2 protein-coding genes are annotated in these 929 nt (G+C 46.5%); one reads left to right on the forward strand and one right to left on the reverse strand.

Annotation, left to right across the window (positions count from 1 at the left end):
• Nucleotides 1-157 precede the first annotated feature (157 nt).
• Complete coding sequence (locus PsAD46_RS28245) at nt 158-355, reverse strand: hypothetical protein (protein ID WP_153040690.1); 198 nt, start codon at nt 353-355, stop codon at nt 158-160.
• 51 nt (nt 356-406) lie between these two features.
• Here PsAD46_RS28245 and PsAD46_RS05000 point away from each other — a divergent pair, with 51 nt between their 5' ends.
• Nucleotides 407-724 carry a hypothetical protein gene (locus PsAD46_RS05000; protein WP_152986666.1) on the forward strand — a complete coding sequence of 106 codons (318 nt, stop codon included), beginning with the start codon at nt 407-409 and terminating at the stop codon, nt 722-724.
• The last annotated feature ends 205 nt before the right edge of the window (nt 725-929 follow it).

Genomic DNA, 929 nt, shown 5'->3' on the forward strand with positions numbered 1-929 from the left:
CGAGAGAGGCTGTTTTGCCGCCTAAGGCAACCTGAAATTCATCAACGGATCTGACGTATTCAAGCTCAGCCATGCTATCGACGACACGCGCTATTTTTTGATTGACCTTGACATATAGCGGATGACGGCTTGGCCGAAACTGCAGCTGAGGACACAGTCAGCGTGCTTCATAAACACGGGTTCCGGTCCTGACGGAATAAGATTTTGCCTCGTATGAGGCCGCTACCACACATCCGCTTTTTTCATCTACTGCCGTAATGGCTACAGGCTTCCCACGCAAAGCCGGGTCCATTTGCTGCTCTACAGATGCGAAAAAGGCGTCCATATCGATATATATGGTTCGAAAGATCGTCATTACAGATTTTACCGATTGATTTTAGATGCGCTTTGTTCCTTATATGTTCTCATGGCAGATCGCAAAAAACAATTAGCAAATGTCGCGTTTGGGGGCTCCTGGTCAGAAGAACTGATCCACAAAGGCAAAGTTCAAGCTGTACTTGATGTGTTACGTCAGGCGGCGAGAAGATGCGATGAAGAAGATCCAAGGGGACCAGAATTAACGGCTACGCTCGTCTATATCGAGCGTCACGTTGAAAAAGGTCGAATGTATCGTATAGGGATAGAAAAAGCCTTGTCTTTACAAGATCCTACCCAGAGACAAACAGAAATGTTGAGGTATGTTTCGCTGATTGAAGCATGGATACAACCTGTTAAAGGGACGTAGGGCTGTCTGTGAGTAATAGAGCCTCATACTGAGTAATAAAGATCCATACTCAGTAATAAACTATCATACTGAAATGACGCCCAATGATCCGAAGTTGCCTGTCAGCGCGGTTCGATTTCATAATTGAAGTGCGGACTTTGCTGACGTCCGCTGCGGAGTAGAGAACTGGAAATGAGTATGGCTACGTCGAGATGCATCGGGCCAG

Origin of the sequence: Pseudovibrio sp. Ad46 (assembly GCF_001623065.1) — a bacterium.
GTDB lineage: Bacteria > Pseudomonadota > Alphaproteobacteria > Rhizobiales > Stappiaceae > Pseudovibrio.